Origin of the sequence: Schlesneria paludicola DSM 18645 (assembly GCF_000255655.1) — a bacterium.
In the GTDB taxonomy this organism is placed as follows: Bacteria; Planctomycetota; Planctomycetia; order Planctomycetales; family Planctomycetaceae; genus Schlesneria; species Schlesneria paludicola.
In genome coordinates, this window is record NZ_JH636434.1 from 1219932 (window position 1) to 1233300 (window position 13369).

Annotated in this window: 10 protein-coding genes; 5 read left to right on the forward strand and 5 right to left on the reverse strand. The window is 56.6% G+C overall.

Annotated elements, in window-relative coordinates:
• The first annotated feature begins 36 nt into the window (after positions 1 to 36).
• Positions 37 to 1098, forward strand: a complete 1062-nt coding sequence (locus OSO_RS0105945; RefSeq protein ID WP_010582557.1) for a ZIP family metal transporter — start codon at positions 37 to 39, stop codon at positions 1096 to 1098.
• A 128-nt stretch (positions 1099 to 1226) separates the two neighbouring features.
• Here the strand turns inward: OSO_RS0105945 and prmC are convergent, their stop codons facing one another.
• The 3 genes from prmC to OSO_RS0105970 form a co-directional block, all read right to left on the reverse strand.
• On the reverse strand, positions 1227 to 2129 hold the full coding sequence (gene prmC, locus OSO_RS0105950) for a peptide chain release factor N(5)-glutamine methyltransferase (RefSeq protein WP_040591995.1): 903 nt from the start codon (positions 2127 to 2129) through the stop codon (positions 1227 to 1229).
• A 410-nt stretch (positions 2130 to 2539) separates the two neighbouring features.
• Entirely contained in the window at positions 2540 to 3616 is a 1077-nt protein-coding gene (gene prfA / locus OSO_RS0105960) for a peptide chain release factor 1 (protein WP_010582559.1), read from the reverse strand.
• A gap of 221 nt (positions 3617 to 3837) precedes the next feature.
• Positions 3838 to 4119 carry a type B 50S ribosomal protein L31 gene (locus OSO_RS0105970; protein ID WP_010582561.1) on the reverse strand — a complete coding sequence of 94 codons (282 nt, stop codon included), beginning with the start codon at positions 4117 to 4119 and terminating at the stop codon, positions 3838 to 3840.
• A 430-nt stretch (positions 4120 to 4549) separates the two neighbouring features.
• Between OSO_RS0105970 and OSO_RS0105975 the strand changes: the two genes are divergently transcribed.
• Positions 4550 to 5215 (forward strand): metal-dependent transcriptional regulator, encoded by a 666-nt coding sequence (locus tag OSO_RS0105975; protein WP_010582562.1) that lies wholly within the window; start codon positions 4550 to 4552, stop codon positions 5213 to 5215.
• A gap of 35 nt (positions 5216 to 5250) precedes the next feature.
• Positions 5251 to 5814 (forward strand): cytochrome c oxidase subunit 3, encoded by a 564-nt coding sequence (locus OSO_RS0105980; RefSeq protein ID WP_010582563.1) that lies wholly within the window; start codon positions 5251 to 5253, stop codon positions 5812 to 5814.
• A 93-nt stretch (positions 5815 to 5907) separates the two neighbouring features.
• Here the strand turns inward: OSO_RS0105980 and OSO_RS49715 are convergent, their stop codons facing one another.
• Both OSO_RS49715 and OSO_RS42340 read right to left on the reverse strand, forming a co-directional pair.
• On the reverse strand, positions 5908 to 7137 hold the full coding sequence (locus tag OSO_RS49715) for a thioesterase, FlK family (protein ID WP_010582564.1): 1230 nt from the start codon (positions 7135 to 7137) through the stop codon (positions 5908 to 5910).
• Complete coding sequence (locus tag OSO_RS42340) at positions 7134 to 10151, reverse strand: PVC-type heme-binding CxxCH protein (protein WP_162130515.1); 3018 nt, start codon at positions 10149 to 10151, stop codon at positions 7134 to 7136. The genes OSO_RS49715 and OSO_RS42340 overlap by 4 nt, the downstream gene beginning before the upstream one ends.
• 553 nt (positions 10152 to 10704) lie before the next feature.
• Between OSO_RS42340 and rpsO the strand changes: the two genes are divergently transcribed.
• Positions 10705 to 10974 (forward strand): 30S ribosomal protein S15, encoded by a 270-nt coding sequence (gene rpsO, locus OSO_RS0106000; protein ID WP_010582566.1) that lies wholly within the window; start codon positions 10705 to 10707, stop codon positions 10972 to 10974.
• Between the two features lie 183 nt (positions 10975 to 11157).
• Positions 11158 to 13299: a polyribonucleotide nucleotidyltransferase gene (pnp, locus tag OSO_RS42345; protein WP_010582567.1), complete on the forward strand. Its 2142-nt coding sequence runs from the start codon at positions 11158 to 11160 to the stop codon at positions 13297 to 13299.
• Positions 13300 to 13369 lie beyond the last annotated feature (70 nt).

Genomic DNA, 13369 nt, shown 5'->3' on the forward strand with positions numbered 1-13369 from the left:
TTCGCGGCGAAGTGAATTCGTCAAAGGAATGCCTTGATGGGAATCTGTCGTCTGTCCGCTGTCGCGGCCATTGTCACCATGCTGGTCTCACCGTCCATCCTGTGCGCGGGCGAGCACGGTCGTGCTGCGGACGGTACGTTTTTCTCCATGACATCGATCACGATTCTCGCGGTCTACTGCGGTCTTATCGCATTGTCGTCACTGGGTGGCGGGGTCTTGCCGACGTTGATTCGTCTGACCCATGTCCGCATGCAGCTTCTGGTCAGCCTGATTGGCGGCCTGATGCTGGGAGTTGGCATCTTCCATCAGTTGCCACACGCCGTCGCAATCATGCCTGCGCAGACGGAAGGCGGCACATCCGCACTGGATTGGTGCATGTGGTGGCTGATGATCGGACTCCTCCTCACGTTTTTCATGCTTCGGATGTTTCACTTTCATAGCCATGAACCATTGGAGGAAGATGGCGTCCACACGCACGATTGCGCCCATGATCACGATCACGGACATTCGCACGACCATGGACATGGCCATGATTCGCATTCTCCGAAAAAGGCGAGCTGGATTGGAATTTTTCTGGGCTTGTCGCTGCATACGTTATTAGACGGAGTCGCCTTGGCGGCCGCCGTACAGGCCGACGCGCTGCATTTTCACGAACACTCTGGATTCGCGTTGCCATTCGGGTTCGGCACGTTTTTGGGTGTCGTGCTTCACAAACCACTCGACTCGTTGTCGATCGCATCTCTCATGGCAACGGGAGGCTGGACTCGACGGGCCATGCAGATCGTCAATGTCGGCTATTCATTGATGTGCCCGATTGGAGCCGCACTGTTTTGCATCGGAATCCAACGCTATTCGGGCGTTCGAGGTGACGTTGTTGCCGGAGCGTTGGCCATGTCGGCCGGAGTGTTTCTTTGTATCTCGCTCAGCGACTTGTTGCCCGAAGTTCAGTTTCACTCGCACGACCGGCTGAGACTTTCATTAGCACTGCTGGTCGGCGTCGGCTCGGCCTGGCTCATCGGATACTTCGAACCGAAACATTCGCATGGACCGACCACAAATCCTGCAATCCAAGAAATGCAGCCTGAACATCAACATTGAATTCGCCTGAGTGGATGCGGTCGGCCGTGTGTCACCAACTGAATCTTAGATTGGCATCCAGTTCCCACCCAAACTTGAACGCACCTCGCACGTTTCGCTCGATGTACTTGAGATGGCGCGAATAAATCCTACACTGCGCGAATGCGGGCCTTCAGGACCCGGGCTCGATGGCCGAGGTCTTTGACGATCGAGACGTCCTCGTAGCCGCCATGAGCGACGGTCAGCTGTTCGAGTGCCTCGGCTTGCTCGGGTGTGAATTCCAGCAGCAATAGTGCTGAGGGGGCCGCAAATCGTGGAGCTTGCTCGATGATTCGTCGCAGAATGTCCATTCCGTCTGGCCCGCCATCCAAGGCCAGACGCGGCTCATGCTTGGCAACTTCAGCATCCAATTGATCAATCTCGGCGGAAGGGATGTAGGGCGGATTCCCCACGATGAGATCGAATTGCTTCCCGGCCGGAAGTGCTTCGAATATGTTGGATTCGATGATCTCGACGCGATCCGTCACCTGGTGAGCAGCCGCATTCTCTCGCGCGATCGCGATTGCGGCGCGACTGATATCAACAGCCGTCACCTTGGCTTGCGGGTTGTTCTTCGCCGTCGAAATCGCCACACAGCCCGAACCCGTACAGAGATCGAGGATGGTCGGATTGGGTCGAACTTTTGCAGCATCCAGAATCTCGATCACGAGCGTCTCGGTCTCGGGACGCGGAATCAGTACATCTCGAGTGACGCGAAACTTCAGACTGAAGAATTCACGTTGCCCAACCAGATAGGCCACCGGTTCAGCTTTCGCCCGTCGCTGCACAAGCCCCCGCATCGTTGCACGAACGGCGTCGTTGAGCGGTTCGTCAAACTGTGTGTACAACTGAATCCGCTGGCAACCCCGCGCATGGGCGAGCAGAATTTCGGCATCGAGACGCGGCGTATCACTACCGCTCTTCTTCAGGTGAGCCGTCGTCCATTCCAGCACCCGTCGCACCGTCCACGGCTCTTCGGGCGTTGGTGGCGACGTGACAGGTTGTTGCGTCACTGATCGACTTCCTTGTTCGATCGAGGCAAAATCCTCGCTCGGCAAACGGGTTCTCGTGGAGATTCAAAGTGTCCTGATCTTTTAGGTCGAGACGCTCAGAAAAGATAGTGACATCACCAGGCATCTCGAGGGTCGGCAGTTCCACGAGCACGCCGCAATGAGCTCCTCAATCAACGGAAGAACGTCTTGTTCAAAGCACACTCCATTTTCGTTGACATGCGTGGGACGGACCGATTCTGGGCGCCGCATAACAGGATCTGCTTCAAAAGCCTCCTGAGCCTGAAGAATTGATCACGCACCTTGCCCCGCAAGATTACGACGGTTCATTCGGACAAAAGCTTCACGGCGTCCCTCGTTGTCCTGCTCGTCGTTGCGAAGGCCAGAAGGTGTCATACAGACGTGAAGCTCGACTAGGCGAGCGCCGTTCCGCCGCGAAGGCGTTCTTCACGATCGAACTGGACAAGTGCCTGGACGACTTCGTCGAGATCGCCCTGAATGATTTGATCCAGCTTGTGCACCGTCAGATTAATCCGGTGGTCGGTCAAGCGATTCTGTGGAAAGTTGTATGTCCGAATTCGCTCGCTGCGGTCACCTGATCCAATCAACGTGCGGCGCTGGGCGGATCGTTCTTTATCGAGCGTGGCCTGTCGCGCTTCCATCAACTTGCTGCGCAGCACGCGCATTGCCTTGGCTTTGTTCTTGTGCTGACTCTTTTCGTCCTGAATTCGAACCACGATACCAGTTGGAACGTGAGTGATTCGGACGGCGGATTCGGTCTTATTCACCTTTTGTCCGCCAGGACCACCCGCGCGCATCGTGTCGATTTGAAGATCTTCATCACGGATCTCGACATCAATGTCGGTTGCTTCGGGCATCACCGCAACAGTAGCGGCACTCGTATGCACACGACCTTGTGTTTCCGTTTCCGGAACACGCTGCACGCGATGACCGCCGCTTTCGAACTGAAGTTGATGGAACGCCGCTTCTCCGGTGATGGATAGCACGACTTCCTTCATGCCCCCCAGTTCATTGGCCGAGAGTTCGAGAACCTCGAATTTCCAGCCCCGCTTTTCCACGAACTTCGTGTACATGTCGAACAAGTCACGAGCGAACAGCGCAGCTTCATCTCCGCCTGTCCCCGCGCGGATTTCCATGATCAGACTGCCACGGGTGAGCGAATCACCGGCCGTGACCATATCTTCCAGCTCGGTTCGCAGCGCGTCGTAGCGCGTTTGTAGTTCGCTCAACTCAGCCTGAGCGTATTCTCGCGTTTCCGCATCGTCAGCAGATTCGATCATCTCGCGAACGGCGGCAACGTCCCCTTCGAGCTGATTGAACTCGCGGATCGAACGCGCGATTTTCCCCAGCCCGCCATGCTCACGCTGACAATCCAGCATTTTGGCCGTGTCGGCGAGGATCACGGGATCCTGCAGCATCCGTTCCAGCTCTTCGTAGCGAGCCAGCTTAACTTGAAGGGTCGGGAACATGATGGTCAAACGCTGAATGACCCGCCGTTAAAAGCGGCAGAACGCTGCAAATGCAGAAAAAACATCTATATCGAGCCGACCAGACCCGGTTCGCAACGGCCTGAAATCGACCGAAACGTCGAGCAATCGCATTTCTGCCCGATGGCAATCCAAAAGGACCGCAGATCGTTTGCCGATCTGCGGCCTTCGAATGATGCGTGAAGTCTGATTGGCAGACAACCTCAGGACTTGGGAGCTTCTTCCGTTGCGGCTTCGTCCTTCTTGCCCCAATTGTACTTGCGTTGGAATTTTTCCACGCGACCAGCGGCATCGATGAATTTTTGCTTACCGGTGAAGAACGGATGCGAGGCCGAGCTGATATCGACAGTGACCAGCGGAAGCTGCTTGCCTTCGTACTCACAAGTCTTTGGTGTCTTGATAGTTGACCCGATCAAGAACTGGATCCCGGTTGAGGTATCCTGAAATACGACATCTCGGTACTCGGGGTGAATTCCCTCTTTCATGATCCAACTACCCTGCAAAGTGTACACCGCCAGACATTGACATCAGTCACAGCGGAAGTGAACGGACGACGATTGCTGTAAATTCCAAGACGACGATCTGGAAGCCAATCGGATCGGGGAGTGTAAGAATTCAAGAAATCCATCGCAAGGCTTTTGAGCAGAAATGTTTGATTCGGCGCGCTTTTCTCTGGATCTGAGACGACAGGTCGCCTCCTGTATCTCGCAGTCGCCCGCAAAATCGAGGTGCGCACTGCCGATCGGGCCCTGAAGATTCCTCCAGACATCCTCGTGAAACGAAATTCTGATACAGACTTTGCAAGGTGTTTGCCATGGCTTGGTCAATCGAGTGGACACCCCTTACAATCTTTCTTCGAAACGTGTCGCTCCATCTGCTGATGACGCTCCATAACCGAATTTTGAGTTCCGCTTCATGCCAACGTTGACGGTCGAGAACTATCTCAAAACGACACTGCTCACCGGGCAGAAGACAGGTTCAGACTGGGTGACAACCGGCCAGTTAGCCACCGCATTGTCCGTCGCGCCCGGCACTGTCACCGCGATGCTGAAGACGTTGGCAGAATCCGGACACGCCGACTACCGCCCGTACGAAGGAGTCCGATTGACGAAGGTCGGTCGCGAAGTTGCCGTGCGGATCCTGCGGCGGCACCGACTCATTGAGTTGTTTCTTGTGAAAACGTTGGGACTCGACTGGGACCAGGTCCATGAAGAAGCAGAGAACATGGAACATGCGGTCAGCGACAACCTTGTCGATCGCATGGACGAATTCCTTGGGCGTCCGATCGCCGACCCCCATGGAGACCCCATCCCTTCTGCCAATGGAGCGATGCGGGGTCACCCGGAACGAGCCATTCCGCTCGACTCTGTCTCACCCGGGCAATGCGTTCGAATTATTCGCGTCACCGATCAGGAAGGTGAGTTCTTGCGATTTCTGAGCGATTCCGGAATCTCGCTCCACAAGGAATGCCGCGTGGTTTACAACAGTCGTGAAGCGGGAATTGTCACAGCCGAAGTCGATGGTCGGAATGTGACTTTGGGCCACCCGGCAGCCAGACAATTGTTGGTTGAACTGATTTAAGATCTCCCGGTTGCCGTCAACGGAAGTGAACGGCTGTGGTCCCAGAACCCCGAAGTGCCTACGCACTGCAATTCTTCGTGTTGGCGACGTCGCTCCTCGCGATTGCCGCCGGGCTGTCCCTTGTCTTGGTGACACAATTCCCCGCACACCACGCGCATCAGGCAAACCATTTTTCAAGAGCGTTCGCACTCAGCACAGGCCTGCTTTTGTCAGGAAGCATCTGCGTTGACGGTGCTGTCAGGGCCGTTCGACGCGAGCGCCAATGGCTGTTCCGAAACTGGCTGGGACTCGGCCTGACGGCAGGCGTCACGTTCGTCGCGGTTCAGACCTACGCACTGACGACCTTGATTCGACAACAACCCCCGACAGAAGCCGAAACCGGCGCGGCGGCATTTGTCGCCGTGTTCGCCACGCTGCATGGAATGCATTTCATCATTGCACTGCTATTCCTCTGCTACATCACCGTACAGGCCGCGGCGGACCGATATGACCATGAGTACTACTGGGGCGTGACGGTCTGCGCCTGGTTTTGGCACGCGCTCGCTGTGGTGTGGATCGCAATCTTGTTTGTGATGCTGATCGCACGAACTTTTGCCTGAATTGGCACGTTGATCGACTCGAATCGAGCACGCCAACGAGCCTGTGGGCGATACGCGCGACCCCGATCCAGTGAGAGCAAAGTGCCACGGCAACTATTGATTGAATTTCGGGCGGCGCTTCTGCGAGAACGCCGCGATCCCTTCGCGAGCGTCTGGCTGTTCGAGACACTGAATGTATGCTGCCGTATCGGCCAGGTGCGCCACCTTGGGCTGCAAACCTTCGTCCAAGTAAATCAGGCGTTTCGTCTGACGCAGCGCCTCGGCGGGTTGAGCGAGCAACTTGCCCGCCAGCGCACGAGCGGTCGAATGGAGGCGATTCTGGGGAACCACCTCGTGCACTAAACCATAGGTCAACGCCAGTTGCGACGAAATCGATTCACCCAATAGACAGAGTTCAAGCGCACGCGACTTTCCCACCAGCGAGGTCAGTTGCGCGATTCCGTATCCAGGCGGCCACCCCAACAGGATCTCCGGCATCCCAAAACGAGCCGAATGAGCTGCGACACGGAAATCGCACGAATAGGCACAGACACAGCCACCACCAAATGCAGCTCCGTTCACGGCCGCGATAAAAATCTGTGGCAACCGCTCCCACGTCAAATACAATTCGGCCTGCCGGTGACTGAGGTTCGTCGCCGTCGCCAGATCCAAAGTCCCCACCTCTTTGACGTCATCGCCCGCGCAAAACGCATCACCCGCCCCCGTGAGAATCACGACGCGAATCTCGGGGTGCCCCGCCAACCAGGCATTCAGTGACTCCAGATCGGCCGTCATCTGGACATTGACGGCATTCAACTTGGCAGGCCGGTTCAGGGTTACTGTCACTAATGCCCCGTCACGAACCGCCTCCAGCGTTGCCAGCTTGGAAAGCTCCCCAGAATTGGGTGTCTGATACGATGGCAGCACGGCTCCCTGAGTCATCGCCTGAACCTTTTCTTTCAACTTATCAGCAAACCGGGCGATGGTGATCACAGCGCGGCGATGCGTGCCGCGGCCGATCACATCACGTTCGTCAGAGGCGGTGATCTCAAACTCGACGAAGCGCCCTTCGACGGCGATGACGCGCGCGTGCCCCCGCACCGGTGCCTGAAGGGGCGTGGCGGCCAGATGCTCAACATGAACATTCACCCCCACCGATTCTTCCCCTTCATCGAGGAATGGCCGCAGAACCTCCCGTGCCGTGTACTCCATCAAGGCAATCATGGACGGCGTCGAGAAGACAATCGCGCTGGATGAGCGTCCTTGCCCCAAGTGAATTGCGTCGGCACACGCGACCATCCGCTCAAGTGTCGCAGACGCCCCAATCTGAAGCTCAGGTTTCATTGGCCACTCTTAATTGCCGCGATAATGTCGGCCAGTTGTTGTGGGCTGAGATCTTTTTCCAGACCTTCCGGCATCAGCGAAACGGCATTCGAGACCAGTTCATCGAGTGTATCGCGCAGCAGGACATCCTCTTTGGCTTCCGCACGCCGCAAGGTGACACTGGCAGCCGTCTCGGATGAGATAATTCCCGTGTGAATCTTCCCTTCCTTCGTCACCGCCGTGTAGGTCTGAAAGCTCGGCTGCGCTTCGCGATTTGGATCGAGAATCGCAATCAACAGGTCCGCCGGGGATTTGTTTTGAACACTGACGAAATCGGGCCCGACCTGATGCCCTGACGTGCCGACACGGTGACACTGCGCACAGGTTTTTGCATAGAGCAACCTGCCACGTGCCGCATCCCCCGTCAGCTCCAACGCAGGTTGGAAGGCCGCAACAACCTCTTTGCGATTGCTAACAGGCTCGGCGAGAACCTCTTTCGCCAACTCCTTGACTCGCGCCTGCGGATGACTCATCAAGACTTGCCGCTTGTCGCGATCGATTTCACCCGGCTTGATCGTGGACGCTTTGATCGCCTCTAACAGGACGATCGCTCCCCCACCCGACTGGACAAGATTGTCGACAACTTCCGCACGCGTCGCGGGACCGAATGTCTTCCAGGGTTCGAGCAGTGCCCCATAGGCCGCTGGCGTGCCATGAGTGGCCAACGACTTAACGGCTGCGATCTGCAACGAGGGAATCGTTTGAGGCGTTAGTAGCTCTGGCAGAACCTGCTGCGCCAAATCCGCGTTCCCGAGCGCCAGCAGCCGCACGGCAGAGAGTCGGCTCGCTTCCGGAACCGCCGGATCAGCAGCCAACTTGCTGATCCGCTGGAAGAAGGAATCCAGGGAGGCCCGCGTTGCTGCCCCCGAGGACGCATCCGTCAAAATTTTCTGAAACGTCGTGCCGCGGCGCTGAACACCGTCCCCCAGTGCCAGCAACACTGAAATCTTCGTCGATTCGGGAACAGCGTCTTGCATCGTTGAACCCAGCAGCACCACGCTGTCATGCGAATCCGCCGCAGAACCAATCAGCCGCGCCAGATCGGCGAGCAACGGCTGAACGGCGTCCGAATTCGCCGCAAGCAACTCTTTCGCAATGGCCCCCATCTGTGAGTAGCACGATGACAACCATGCCGTTCGCAAGTCGGCATCGGCGGCCGCCTTGTCAGCAATCGACCTCAAACCCGGTACGGCATACTGCGCCGGCAATTCTCCCAGCGTAAAGGCCAACTGCCAGCGAACACGGGATGCTGGGTCATTGCCGAGGGCCAGTACAACCTTCGCCAGGTCGGGCGCGGTCTGGATGAATTTGGGTACCAATCGCAAGCCGAGCTCACGCAGGTGCTCGTCGGAATCCTTCAGCGCCACCATGACATCCCCCGCAGCCAAAGCGTTCAGCCCCTGCAACGACCAGATTGCATGCGCACGCGCTTCCGGCGTCACGGTGGAGTCGGCTGACGAGACAAGTTGACGCAACGGCTCAACAGCCGACTGTTCATTCCGCTCAACAATCATCCGCTGCGCGGTGTCGCGGATTGTGCCATGCGGCGACTTCAACTTGGCGACCAGCTCAAGAGCCGTGAGCTTGCCGAGGTCTGGTGGTGCTTCCCGGTGAAAACCAGGTGGAACGAGCCGCCAGACGCGCCCCTTGTCATGCCCCGACTCCAGATCAACAAACGCCTTGATGTCGTCCGGAATCGAGATCGGATGTTCGATCGTTTCGCGGTACATATCCAATACGTATAGAGTTCCATCTGGGGCGTTCACAAAGTTGACGGGGCGGAACCAGTTGTCATCGGAGGTCAGGAACTCGACATTCTCATCCGCGCGGGATGCGATGAAGCTGATGCCATTGGGCGTCAACTTCTTCCGGTGCACCAGATTGCCGCCGCAGTCTCCAATGAAGACATCGCCACGAAATTCGGTGGGATAAGCGCCGCCACGATAGACCGTAACACCCGTTGCAGACGTAAAAAAGCCGATCGGAACAAGCTCCGAAGCGGGCAGCCGCTTCTTCATCTCGGGATCCGCCGCCCGGCGCGCCGTCCTGACCAGGCGCCAGGGCTCTGCTGTGCTCGTCCGGAAGACCGTGGCCGCGGCACCTTCTTTTGCGATCGAACGTGTCATGTCCGGAATTGCGAGCAGGGGATTGCGCTCCAGATAGTTCAGCGGCCAAGCCACATGGATGATGTGGTTACTGTTGTTGCAGATGAATCGATCACCCCAATTGTCGATTGTGTGCCCAAACTGCTGCCCCCCTGAAACCATCGTCAGCTCGCGAGTTTTGGGATCAAGCCGCAAATCGCGTCGACCGGGCGTGAATTTGTACTCAGGTTTGCCATTGTGAGCGGGAACGGTCAAATCGCCACCAGCAATACCTGAAGAGAAGTAGATTGCGTTATCCCGCCCCCACTCCAGACCATTCGAAAGGGCTTGGACATTGGATGAATTGAAGCCCGTGCACACGATCTCTTTAACGTCCGCGACGTCGTCACCGTCTGTATCTTTCATGAAGTAGAGGCTTGGCGGAGCGATCACAAAGACGCCACCCTGTGAGCAGATCACCGACTGCGGCCAGCGCAACTTGTCCGCAAAAATGACGCTCTTATCCATTCGCCCGTCGCCGTTCGTATCGGTCAAGAGACGAATCCGCCCCCAGGTCTCGGGCCGCTGTTGCTTGTACTTTTCGACCCGCTGTTCGGGCAAAAATGGGTAGTCATTCATCTCGACGACGTACATGCGACCATGCTCGTCGAATGCCGCATCAATCGGGTCGACGACATTCGGCTCCGCCGCGACCAGTTCCAACGAAAACCCTCGTTCAAGCTTGAACGATTTCTGAGCCTCCGCAGGCGTTCGGGGCGGAATTCGCGGCATCAATTCGGCGAGACTTTTTTCTTGCGCATGAAGCACTGACGCCGAAAATCCGATGCAACCAACCAGCATCACCAGGGCCATGGGATTCAACTGAGCCACGGGACACTTCAGAGAGACACACCAACGAGTTAAATTCTGCAACGACATATTGCTCAATGGTTTCCTCGAGTTGGGCGTTAACGCGGAGAGGGGATTGAATCGGAACCGTCCAAGTTGACGATTTCGGCAAAATGTGAGAAGTGCCAGGGAGATTGCCAGACAGACATTCGACATCGTCGAGCTCCAAGAGCGCTGAGCAGGTGAGGATGCGGGCGGGTAGGGCAAAAGGTCGACACAACAGCCTACCGGTACAATCCAATAAGATGAAGTCTGGATGTTTCCAGTCGGAAAGTGAATTGAGGGAACAGGAAGTTTTCCCAAACGCGGAAACGCGGTCGAAATGCGTCAATGACGTCGCGTCCGCATGTCAAAAACATCGAATCGCGGTCCATTGCATCTTATGCGCCAAACGGTAGACTATGGGCAAGTGCATATACAGTGTAGAAAAGTGATTGGTTTTGGCCACGGAATGGAGTCCAGCGTCGATATTGGACGACGGAATAACACCGTGAACGGGGCCAACCAAGAGGAAAAACCAAGGCAGGGTTGAGATATGTCGATTACGAAAGAACGAAAAACGGAGATGATGCAGCAGTACCGGCGTACGGAAGCCGATACGGGATCTCCAGAGGTTCAGATTGCGGTTCTCTCGCACCGCATTGCTCAATTGACTGAGCATTTCAAGCTGCACAACAAAGATCATGCGGGTCGTCGCGGACTGTTGATGCTGGTGAGCAAGCGTCGTCGTTTGCTGAAATATCTTGAAGCGACCGATCTGGGTCGCTATGCAGACGTGATCAAGAAGATCGGTTTGCGTAAGTAGTTTGCTGCTTGGCGGTTCTGCTCCAGCATCTCTGAGCTGGTGGCGTCGAGCTTCTGTCAATTCGGCTTCCCGAATGAGGTTTTCTCCTGCGCGGCGTGAAGTTTCGCGCAGGGGTGAAGCCCGCCATTTCACGTATCGGGAGGTTTTGATTTCTGAGAAACATGTCTTTGCAGGAAATAAGCTGTGAAAGTTGTCGTTCAAAAAGAGTTCGCCGGGCGAACCATCAGTCTTACAACCGGTGAAATGGCCAAGCAAGCGGCAGGGGCCGTCTTGGTTCAATTCGGTGACACTGTCGTCTTCGTCGCCGCACAAAATGGCCCATCGCGTCCGGGAACGGATTTCTTTCCGCTCACCTGTGACTATCGCGAGCGTTCCGCTGCGGCCGGGAAATTTCCTGGCGGCTTCATCAAGCGAGAAGGACGGCCGACCCAGAAGGAAATCCTGACGAGCCGACTGACCGACCGACCAATCCGTCCCTTGTTTCCAGAAGGGTATGTCGACGAAGTCCAGGTCATGTCAAACGTCCTGTCTGTCGATTCCGAAAACGATCCAGACGTCCTCTCCATCATCGGGGCGAGTGCTGCTCTCAGCATCGCCCCTGTGCCGTTTAATGGGCCGATCGCGGCCGTCCGTGTGGGCATGATCGACGAGCAATTCGTCCTGATGCCAACCCGCGAGCAAATTAAGGTCAGCCGCCTGGACCTGGTTGTCGCCGGCAGCAAAGACTCGGTCTTGATGATCGAAGGCTTCGCACAACAGTTGCCAGAAGACCAGATGGCCGACGCGATCATGTTCGCACATCGGGCAATTGCAGAACTGTGCGCATTGCAAGAAGAATTCAAGCAGAAAGCGGGTCGCCCCGCCTTCGCCGCGCCAGCTGCCCCTGAAAACCCTTTCCACGCAGCACTCCGCGAAAAAGCCTACAATGCACTGCGTGACAGCAAAGTTTCGAGCGTCAAGGCCGAACGAAGCGGCGGCACGAAACAACTGAAGGAACAACTGGTCGCCGAGTATTTCCCTGAAGGCGCCACGACGACGTCGAATGGATGGACTCGCGAACAATTCTCAGCAGCGTTCGAACAACTGCAGTATCGCGTGGTGCGTGACCTGATCCTCGAGAACAAGCGACTCGATGGACGCACTCCGCAAGATCTGCGTGCCGTTTCGTGCGAAGTGGGTGTCCTGCCCGGTGTCCACGGATCAGCATTGTTTACCCGTGGTGAAACCCAGTCGCTGGCGACAATCACCCTGGGGACGGCTCGCGACACGCAACGCGTCGAGGGGTTGTTCGAAGAGACGCTCAAGCGATTCATGCTTGACTACAACTTCCCGTCATACTCCGTCGGCGAATGCCGACCAATCCGCGGCCCCGGTCGTCGTGAAATCGGCCACGGTGCTCTCGCAGAGCGATCGGTTTACTCGGTGATCCCCGCCGAAGACAAGTTCCCGTACACGATCCGTGTCATTTCAGACATCATGGAATCGAACGGCAGCAGTTCGATGGCCAGCGTTTGCAGTGCAACGCTCAGCCTGATGGACGCCGGTGTGCCAATCACACAGCCCGTCGCTGGCATCTCGATCGGTCTCGTCAAAGAGAAAGATCGTTTTGTGCTGCTCACCGACATCATGGGCGACGAAGACCATTTCGGTGACATGGACTTCAAGGTGGCCGGCACCCAGAAGGGTGTGACGGGCATCCAGCTCGACCTAAAAATCGACGGCATCAACGAAGAGATCATTCGTGCCACGCTTGAGCAAGCGCGCAAAGCACGCATCGAACTGCTGAAGACGATGCTGACCTCGATTCGTCGGCCACGCGGCGAGATCTCGGTCAACGCACCACGATTGCTCCGTACGAAAATCGATCCGGCGAAGATAGGTCTGCTGATCGGCCCCGGTGGTAAGACGATTCGTGCCATCCAGGAAGAAACGGGCGCCACGATCGACATCACCGATGACGGCACAGTCATGATCGCCTGCACGAAGAGCGAAGGTGCCGAAGACGCTCTGGCTCGCGTCGAAGCGATGACCGAAGAAATCAAGGTCGGTCGCGTGTACAACGGGACGGTGAGCTCGGTGAAGGATTTCGGTGCCTTCATTGAAATCGCCCCCGGCAAAGACGGCCTGTGCCACATCAGCGAACTGTCAACCGGATATGTCAAATCGGTTGATGAGATCTGCAAAGTGGGTGACAAACTGCAGGTCAAGGTCATCGCCATCGACGACCAGAATCGTGTCAAGCTTTCACGCAAGGCCGTTCTGGCAGAGCAAGGTGAAGGCGCGGCACCAGAAGAAGCCGCTCCGGCTGCTGATCTGGACGACTGAGCGTCGTGCTGATTCTGTTTAGAACACGAGCGGTGGTCCGCTCTTAAATCTCAATATCACGCGCCTTCTC

Excerpts from the sequence above, each read along its gene's own strand:
- OSO_RS0105945 (WP_010582557.1), top strand. The coding sequence starts at position 37 with ATGGGAATCTGTCGTCTGTCCGCTGTCGCGGCCATTGTCACCATGCTG.
- OSO_RS0105975 (WP_010582562.1), top strand. The coding sequence starts at position 4,550 with ATGCCAACGTTGACGGTCGAGAACTATCTCAAAACGACACTGCTCACC.
- OSO_RS0105970 (WP_010582561.1), bottom strand. The coding sequence starts at position 4,119 with ATGAAAGAGGGAATTCACCCCGAGTACCGAGATGTCGTATTTCAGGAT.
- OSO_RS49715 (WP_010582564.1), bottom strand. The coding sequence starts at position 7,137 with ATGAAACCTGAGCTTCAGATTGGGGCGTCTGCGACACTTGAGCGGATG.
- prfA (WP_010582559.1), bottom strand. The coding sequence starts at position 3,616 with ATGTTCCCGACCCTTCAAGTTAAGCTGGCTCGCTACGAAGAGCTGGAA.
- rpsO (WP_010582566.1), top strand. The coding sequence starts at position 10,705 with ATGTCGATTACGAAAGAACGAAAAACGGAGATGATGCAGCAGTACCGG.